Here is an 8491-nt window from a genome sequence, read left to right as displayed (position 1 = left end):
GCGTCGCGGCCTGAGTCGGATCAAGCACTTCCGCCGACCTTCTAACCTATATCCGAAGGCGGTACCTTCTCGCCCTCCAGCTTGGCGCGTTTCGAATAGGCGCGCACACTGAACGGCAGGAAGATCAGGTAGCCGGCAACCGAAGCGGTCAGCGTGTACCAGGGGTAGGTCATCAGCAGCAGTACGTAGAGCACGACACCCAGGATGATCGGCAACACCCTGTCGCCCGGGATTTTCAGGCTCTTGCCGGAATAGACCGGCAGCCGGCTGACCAGCAGGAAGGCGACCAGTATGGTAAAGCCGGTGGCGACGAAGGCCGCTGGACGACTGGGCTCCAGCCCTGTGCGCAGGAAATAGAGATAGAGCGGCAGCATCACCAGCACAGCACCAGCCGGCGCCGGCACGCCGACGAAATATTCGGACTGCCATATCGGGCGGTCGGCCTTCTCGTCGTCGAGCACGTTGAAGCGGGCGAGCCTTAGCCCGCAGGCGATGGCGAACAGCAAGGCCGCAATCCAGCCCGGCGAGCCGGCACGGTCGAGCAGGAAGGCATAAAGCACCAAAGCCGGGGCGACGCCGAAAGTGACGATGTCGGCCAGCGAATCCATCTGGGCGCCGAATTTGGAGGTTGCCTTCAGCATCCGCGCCAAGCGGCCATCAATGCCGTCGAGGAAAGCGGCCAGCAGCACCATCACCACGGCCGGCTCGAAGCGGCCTTCGAAGCCGAAGCGGATGCCCGACAGACCGGCGCAGATGGCAAGCACGGTGACGAGGTTGGGCAGCACCATGCGCATCGGGATCTCGCGGATGCGCGGACCGCCGCTGGCATGGGCCTCGAACTTCTTATACTGCGTGCCCACGGCTCAGGAAATCCGCACGAGGGGTGTGCCGGCGACACCGCCGAATTCGGCCAGCACGGTTTCGCCGCCGACCGCTGTCTGGCCGACGGCAACGCGCGGCGTGGCGGTCAAGGGCAGGAAGACATCGACGCGCGAGCCGAAGCGGATCAAGCCGAAACGCTCGCCGGTGCCGATCGAGCCGCCCGCCTCGGCCCAACAGACGATCCGCCGCGCCACCAGGCCGGCGATCTGGACGGCGGCGATCGTGCCGTTGGGGCTTTCGATGACCAGGCCGTTGCGCTCGTTCTCGGTGCTGGCCTTGTCGAGTTCGGCGTTGAGGAATTTTCCGGGCCGGTGTTCGATCCTGACGATACGACCGCGTACCGGGGCGCGGTTCACGTGACAGGAAAAGACATTCATGAACACCGAGATGCGGGTCATCTCGACATTGCCGAGGCCGAGTTCGCGCGGCGGCACGGCCGGCCCGACCGCCGAGATGATGCCGTCGGCGGGGCTGACCACCAAGCGGTCGTCGACCGGCGTGACGCGCTCGGGATCGCGGAAGAAATAAACGCACCAGGCCGTCAGGATCAGACCGATCCAGAACAGGACCGAGGAGAAATAGCCGAGGAAAAGCGTCGCCGCGCCAAAGGCCGCGATGAAGGGATAGCCTTCGCGATGGATCGGTACGAACGCGTTCTTGACCGTATCGACAAGGCTCATCAGCTAAAAACAGGCTCCGTTTCAAGTCCGGCCTCAATAGCCGAAAGCCCCCCTCGCCGCAACGCAACAATCGGCGGCGCGGGCGAACGGGCAAGGGCCTGTCGCCTCAGGATAGCCGAACGCTCCGCGTTCGTGAGGTCGCGACCGGCTCGCATGCCTGTGCCACTGGCGTCAGAATTTCGAGACAATCAGCCCAGATCAGTTGGCACCATCGGCTTCGGCGCGCACAAAATGTTCTTCGATCTCAAGCCTATGGGCATCCGCCAGCGGATCTTCGGCGCCCGACCTCAAGAGCGCGCTCCCGTTGGGAGAGGACACCAAAAACAGCAGTCTACCGTCAGCAGCAACTGTCCAACTGACGACCGATCCTCCCTCGCTCGGAATCAGCATCGATGGCAAAGCAACTGCTCCTGCCGTATCAATTCCAGCCCTGCGCAAAAGAAGGTCGAGGGCTGCTGGTGCCCCGTATTCATCAGCCAGTTCGATGACTGTCGCTATTGAATCAGCGCCGACATGCGACAGCTTCAGACCGACACGTGGAGCACCTTCGCCAAGTAACTCATCAACGCTATCGACCGGTCCGAGGTCGAGTTGCAGTTCTGTACCATCAGCAGCCAGGTACTGGTATGCAGCCGCATGCGTTGGCGTGACTACGCACAAACGCACCCTGCCGGCGTTGGTTACGACCGGAAATGTCATCTGCTTCTCGCCATCTATGTCCAACATCCGTCCTTTGCCGAGCCCGAGCTTAACCTCGGGCTGCGGCAAAGCTGCACAGGCGAGCCCGATGCCCACTTCAAGTCGGCTCGTCATCACTGCTTTCAGATGGAACACCGAACGATGGCGCAATCGAGGTTCGCGCCTGGAGTTGGCCATCACAATGTCAAGAGTGGCCTCCTGGCATTCGGCATCGTCGACAATCTCCAGTTCAGGCCAGGAGGCTATCCAACCCACTGCGCGGGCAAGCATCGGGACGCTGTCTTCCTCCTTGTAAAAAAGATCGTCGAGTCCATCAAGGAAATCAGCGCGGCCACCTTCGAATCCAGTCTGTTCCTCCGCTTCCTTGGGATGTTCCCGGACCCAAGCAACCATCTGTTTCAAAATAGCTAAATGGTTTTCTGCTCGCATTCCAGCCAAAGCCAAATGCACATCCGAGGTGACTTTATCGAGGTGATCACGGTAATTGTGAATAAATTGGCTATGGCCGCCATTAGCCACTTCCATCCCGTATAGGTAAGCGTGAAAAAACTGCCTCGCTGACGGCGGTATTTCGTGATCTTTGTAGAGGCCCTGATCAAACATTGCGGTCACGAAATCCATGACTGCAGTCACGAGGTCAGCAACGTAGTTTTCCTTAGCGGCGCGCTCGACTGCTGAAAACGGGACAACAATTGAAGTCACGCGCGGACTGGCCGTCGGTTGCTCCGGCTGGTGCGCCGAAATCGTTGTCGACTGCTGCAGCCTTTTCTTTCGCGAAAAAATTCCGAACATTCCAAAGCCTTCTTACCCGGAGGAAAGCAATACCGGTAGATCAGAGTCTGTCAGCAGAATATCACTTGGAAAAGTGGATAAAAAGGCGCTTGAAATTCATTTTCACTGCGTCTTACCAATATTTTGAAGAACACTTCAACCGATAGTTTGAAGAACACTCCAAAAACTGACCTCGAGGCTTCGTCGCGAACTCAGCAAAGAGCAGCCAAACCAAAATTATCGGTTCTGTGCCTGTCGGCAGACCGCTGCCTCGCCCGTCCTTGGTGAGACAGCGCCATCATGGACCATTTGGCGATGCTGACGCACTCAACAAGGAGTCCCCTACATGCAGAAACCACCTGCCCCCCAAGCGCATCTCGTCACTGCCGGTCTCGCTTTCGGCGAGTCGCCGCGCTGGCATGACGGACGGCTGTGGCTTTGCAACTGGGGCACCGGCGAGATTATCGCCGTCGATGCCGACGGCAACCGCGAGGTCATGCTCACCGTACCGGCTGTCCTGCCCTACTCCATTGACTGGCTGCCGGATGGCCGCCTGCTCGTCATCTCCGGCCGCGAAGGGCTGCTGCTACGACAGGAGGCCGACGGGAGCCTCGTCACTCGCGCCGATTTGCGTGACCTGTCGAAAAGCCCTTGGAACGAGATCGTCGTCGACGGGCGCGGCAACACCTATGTCAATGGCGGCGGACCGGCGCCGGCTTCTGGCGAGCATTTCAGCCCCGGCACCATCGTGTTGATCACGCCGGACGGCGCGGTCCGGCAGGTGGCGGAAAATATCGCCTTTGCCAACGGCATGGCAGTGAGCCCGGACAACAAGACGCTGATTGTCGCGGAATCCCATGCCAATCGGCTGACCGCCTTCGACATTGCCGCCGACGGCAGCCTTGCCAACCGAAGGGTCTGGGCCGACCTCGACGGCTATCCCGACGGCATCTGCCTCGATGCCGAAGGGGCGGCCTGGTATGCGGATGTTCCCAACAAGCGTTGCGTGCGGGTGCGTGAAGGCGGCGAGGTGCTGCAGACAGTGACCGTCGATCGCGGCTGCTTTGCCTGCATGCTGGGCGGCACCGACAGGAAAACGCTGTTCATTCTCGCCGCCGAATGGCGCGGCTTCGAGCATATGGTCAGCGACGCCCGCACCGGCCAGGTGTTCAGCGTCGAAGCGCCGGCACCTGGCATCGGCTGGCCGTAACAGCCTTGCTACAGCCCGGGAACCCTCTGATAGTTGGCGATGTCGGCGCGAACGCCGAGCCGGGCGATCGTCTCCTGCGGGTTGAAGGCGATGCGCTCGTGCGCGGCCTTGACGATCGGCACGACATTGTCGACGGCCGCCTGGCTTTCCCATTCGACGATGGTGACGAGGTTGAATTCGCCCGGCCCGGAGAATTGCTCGAGCAGGAAATCCTGCACGAAGCCATGCTGCAGGCGCAGCAATTCATGCGTTGTCCTGACCTTGGCGAGTATCTCCTCGCGGGCGCCGGCCGGGACGACGAATTTGTCCACCCTGAACACGCTGCCGCCGTTAACAGTCTGATTTATCTTGCTCATTTCGATTGCTCCGTTCCTGGATCATGGTGTTTTTTGGGCTCCAGGAACGGCCTACAATCTCAACTTAAGTTGAGATCAAGTGCAAAAATCAGATCACACGCCGAACCTTCAATTCACCTCCGACGTGCGCCGGCGGACGATGACACCAAGTTCGTCGCCTTCGCGAGCCAAGCGCAGCCGCTCTTCGGCCTCGGTCGCCTCGCGCTGGCGGTCCCACATCGAGGCGTAGAGGCCATGCTTGCGCATCAGCTCGGCATGGGTGCCGCGCTCGGCGATCTGGCCGTCCTGCAGCACGATGATCTCATCGGCCGTGATCACCGTCGACAGGCGGTGAGCGATGACGATGGTGGTGCGGCCACGGCTGACCAGATCGAGCGCGGCCTGGATCTCCTGTTCGGTGTGGCTGTCGAGCGCCGAGGTCGCTTCGTCGAGCATCAGGATCGGCGGCGCCTTCAAAATGGTGCGGGCGATTGCCACGCGCTGCTTCTCGCCGCCCGAAAGTTTTAGCCCGCGTTCGCCGACCATCGACTTGTAGCCGTCAGGCAATCGCTCGATGAACGGGCCGATCTGAGCGAGTTCGGCCGCCTTGCGCATATCCTCCTCGCTGGCACCGATGCGGCCATAGCGGATGTTGTAGGCGATGGTGTCGTTGAACAGCACGGTGTCCTGCGGCACCATGCCGATCGCCCCGCGCAGGCTCTCCTGCGTCACGTCCCTGATATCCTGGCCATCGATCAGCACCTGGCCGCCCTGCACGTCGTAGAAGCGGAACAGAAGCCGCGAGATGGTCGACTTGCCGGCACCCGAAGGCCCGACAATGGCGACGGTCTTGCCGGCCGGCACCTCGAAGCTGATGCCCTTCAGGATCTTCCGGTTCGGGTCATAGGAGAAGTGCACGTCGCGGAACTCGACCTTGCCGGCGCTGACCGCGATTGGCCTGGCATCCGGCTTGTCGACGATCTCCTGCGGCACATCCAGCAGATCGAACATCTGCTCGATATCGGTGAGCCCCTGGCGGATTTCGCGGTAGATGAAGCCGATGAAATTGAGCGGCACCGACAGCTGCATCAGCATGGCGTTGATGAAGACGAAGTCACCGACCGTCTGCGTGCCGGCCTGCACTTCGAGCGCCGACATGCACATGACGATGACGGTGCCCAGGCCGAAGATGATGCCCTGCCCGAAATTCAACCAGCCAAGCGAGGTCCAGATGCGCGTCGCGGCGACCTCGTAGCGTGCCATGGAGCGGTCGAAGCGCTCGGCTTCCATGCCCTCATTGTTGAAATATTTCACCGTCTCGTAGTTGAGCAGCGAGTCGATTGCCTTGGTGTTGGCGTCGGTATCGCTGTCGTTCATGTCGCGGCGGATCGAGATGCGCCAGTCGCTGGCGCGGACCGTGAACCAGACATAGACCCAGACGGTGACCGCGACGACGACCACATATTTCCAGCCATAGGTGTAGGCGAAGATGCCCGTGGTCAGCGCGAATTCGAGGATGGTCGGCGCCGTGTTGAGCATGATGAAGCGCACGATCGTCTCGATGCCCTTGGTGCCGCGCTCGATGATGCGCGACAGGCCGCCGGTGCGGCGCTCGAGATGGAAGCGCAGCGACAGTTGGTGCATGTGAACGAAAGTACGGAAGGCGAGCTGGCGCACGGCATATTGGCCGACGCGGGCAAACAGCGCGTCGCGCAACTGATTGAAGCCAAGCTGCACCAGGCGCACGACATTGTAGGCGACGACCAGCATGACGGGCGCCAGCAGGAAGCTCGGCAGCGGCGGCGCCGATTTGGCGTCGCCGGCCAGCGCGTCGGTCGCCCATTTGAAGAAATAGGGACCGGCGACCAGCGTCAGCTTGGCGACGACCAGCAACAGCGTCGCCCATGTGACCCGGGCTCTCAGATCGGCGCGATCCGCTGGCCACATGTAAGGCCACAAATTGAGCAGCGTCTTGAAAGTCGAGGAGTCGGAGACGGTTTTTTCGGCCATTTCTTGTGCCTTCTTCTTATTTCAGCGGCCGGAGCAGCAGGAATTGACGAGAGCGGCCACCGATGCGGAGACATCGGCGAGCGCGGCATGGTCGATCGCATAGCGCGAGCGCTGGCGATCGGGCTCGAAGCGAACCAGCCCGGCTTCGACCAGTATTTTCAGATGTTGTGACACGGTGGACTGCGCCAGATCTAAGCGGTCGACGACCTCGCGGCAGCAGCAGGAACTGCTCGTCGATAGGTGTTTCAGGATTTCGATCCGCGCCGGATGGGAAAGCGCTGCAAGTCGGGCGGCGACCGCACGGCTGTCCGGACCGCCGCATGATGCGTTTGTTTCCATCAGGGATTCTGCCATCGTTCATCGGCGATAGACGATGAACGGGCACGGGGCAAGCTAACCCTATGGGCAGAGCGCCGGAACCGCCAATCTCCCCCTCGTGGGAGAGATGTCCGGCAGGACAGAGAGGGGCGCGAAGGATCGCGACTTTCCACGATCAAAGCATTACGAGCAGCCGTAAGGTAGCTCGACCGGATTTGGCCGACAGGCTGGCGAGACAGCGCCCTCCTCTGCCCTGCCGGGCATCTCCCACAAGGGGGAGATTGCGCTCAACCGTCGGCGCTCAAACCCTACTCCGTCTTGGCGGGCGCTGTCGTTGCCTGCTCGCCCATGGCCTTGAGGTCGGCGGCTTCGCCTTCCTTCGACTTTTCCGGGACCTTGAACACCTGGCCCGGCCAGATGCGGTCGGGATCACTGATCTGGTCCTGGTTGGCGAGGTAGATGGTCGAGAAGCGTACGCCGTGGCCATAGACGCGCCGCGAGATCCGCCACAGCGTGTCGTTGCGGCGGATGATGACGGCGCCGTCGGCATGTTCAAGCTTGGGCGCCACCGTCTCGGGCACATCGCTTGGCGGCGTCGCCTCCGCCATAACGGCCGGAGCCTCGGTGGCGGGAGCAGGCGTCGTGGCCGCGGCCGGTGCCTCGGCGGCGGTAGGTGCGGCCGGCTTGGGCTGAACGGGCTTCGGCGCCGAGGGTGCCACGGCGGCGATCGCTTCGCCGGGCTCACGCTCGAACGGTACGGCCGCGCGGGCCACAACTGTCACACCGTCGGCATCGAGGCCGTCGACATGGATTGTGTAGCTGCCGACCGGAACGTCGCGCGTCGCCTCGACCAGGAAATGACCGTCCGTCGAAGTTTGCGCGTCACCGAGCAGGATGTCGTTGGCATAGGCGCGCACCTTGCGGCCGGCATCGGCGAGGCCGGCGACAAAGATCTTGCTGCCGTCGATCTCGACCGCCTCGACGACGATCTTGGGCTCGGTCACGCCTGCAGCGGGCGGCGTCGCCGGCGCTGCAGGAGCCGGTGTTGCGTCGACCACGGCTGGCGCTGGGGCGGCTGGCGCCGGAGCGGTTGCGGGGGCTTCGGCTGTGGGAGCAGCCGGCGCGGCGGCCGGAGCAGCCGGCTTTGTCTCGGGTGCGGGAACGGTCAGCAATTCGGCCGGCTTGCCCGGCTCCTCGACCATGGCCAGCACCTGGCCGGCCGCATCCTTGGGAACCGAAACGACGGCGGTCTGCACCGAGGGCGTTACGACGTCACCGGTGGTCGCGCGCAGCGCGATCGTATAATCGCCGGGCTTCAGCGGATCATCGAGAATGATAACGAAGGCGCCATCGGGACCAGCGACCGTCGAGCCAAGCACCGTCGAGCCATTGAGGATTTCGACCTTGGCGTTGGGCGCCGCATTGCCGGCGACGACAATCGAGCCATTGCTTTCAACGCGCACGACGTCGAAAGACGGTGCGACCGGACCGGCCGCAGCCGGCGCGTCCGCGGCCGGTGCGGCCGGTGCCGTTGCCTGGGGCACTGCGGCGGGAGCCGCCGGGACCTCAGCGGCGGGCACCCCCGC

At 62.5% G+C, this 8491-nt stretch carries 8 protein-coding genes; 1 reads left to right on the top strand and 7 read right to left on the bottom strand.

What is annotated here, in order from left to right; genetic code table 11:
• Nucleotides 1–41: 41 nt before the first annotated feature.
• From EOA22_RS16865 to EOA22_RS16855, 3 genes are all read right to left on the bottom strand, one after another.
• Entirely contained in the window at nt 42–788 is a 747-nt protein-coding gene (locus EOA22_RS16865; RefSeq protein WP_245478645.1) for a phosphatidylcholine/phosphatidylserine synthase, read from the bottom strand.
• 75 nt (nt 789–863) lie between these two features.
• Nucleotides 864–1562, bottom strand: coding sequence for a phosphatidylserine decarboxylase (locus EOA22_RS16860; RefSeq protein ID WP_013532543.1), 699 nt, complete (start codon nt 1560–1562; stop codon nt 864–866).
• Between the two features lie 198 nt (nt 1563–1760).
• Nucleotides 1761–3053, bottom strand: coding sequence for a DUF4375 domain-containing protein (locus tag EOA22_RS16855; protein ID WP_013532544.1), 1293 nt, complete (start codon nt 3051–3053; stop codon nt 1761–1763).
• A 325-nt stretch (nt 3054–3378) separates the two neighbouring features.
• On the opposite strand from EOA22_RS16855, the gene EOA22_RS16850 reads away from it, so the two are divergent.
• On the top strand, nt 3379–4242 hold the full coding sequence (locus EOA22_RS16850) for an SMP-30/gluconolactonase/LRE family protein (protein ID WP_013532545.1): 864 nt from the start codon (nt 3379–3381) through the stop codon (nt 4240–4242).
• An 8-nt stretch (nt 4243–4250) separates the two neighbouring features.
• Here EOA22_RS16850 and EOA22_RS16845 read toward each other — a convergent pair whose 3' ends face one another.
• The 4 genes from EOA22_RS16845 to EOA22_RS16830 all read right to left on the bottom strand — a co-directional run.
• A complete protein-coding gene (locus EOA22_RS16845; RefSeq protein ID WP_013532546.1) occupies nt 4251–4598 on the bottom strand; it encodes an antibiotic biosynthesis monooxygenase in 348 nt (115 codons plus the stop codon).
• Between the two features lie 108 nt (nt 4599–4706).
• Nucleotides 4707–6587 (bottom strand): ABC transporter ATP-binding protein/permease, encoded by a 1881-nt coding sequence (locus tag EOA22_RS16840; protein WP_013532547.1) that lies wholly within the window; start codon nt 6585–6587, stop codon nt 4707–4709.
• Between the two features lie 21 nt (nt 6588–6608).
• Nucleotides 6609–6941, bottom strand: coding sequence for a metalloregulator ArsR/SmtB family transcription factor (locus EOA22_RS16835; RefSeq protein WP_013532548.1), 333 nt, complete (start codon nt 6939–6941; stop codon nt 6609–6611).
• Nucleotides 6942–7213: 272 nt separating this feature from the next.
• Nucleotides 7214–8491: LysM peptidoglycan-binding domain-containing protein (locus EOA22_RS16830; RefSeq protein ID WP_164755561.1), on the bottom strand; the 1278-nt coding region annotated here is incomplete at its 5' end.

The organism is Mesorhizobium sp. M7A.F.Ca.US.014.04.1.1, from assembly GCF_003998745.1.
Lineage (GTDB): Bacteria > Pseudomonadota > Alphaproteobacteria > Rhizobiales > Rhizobiaceae > Mesorhizobium > Mesorhizobium ciceri.
The sequence above is the reverse complement of the archived record's forward strand: the minus strand, read 5'-3'. Positions and strand labels throughout refer to the sequence as shown.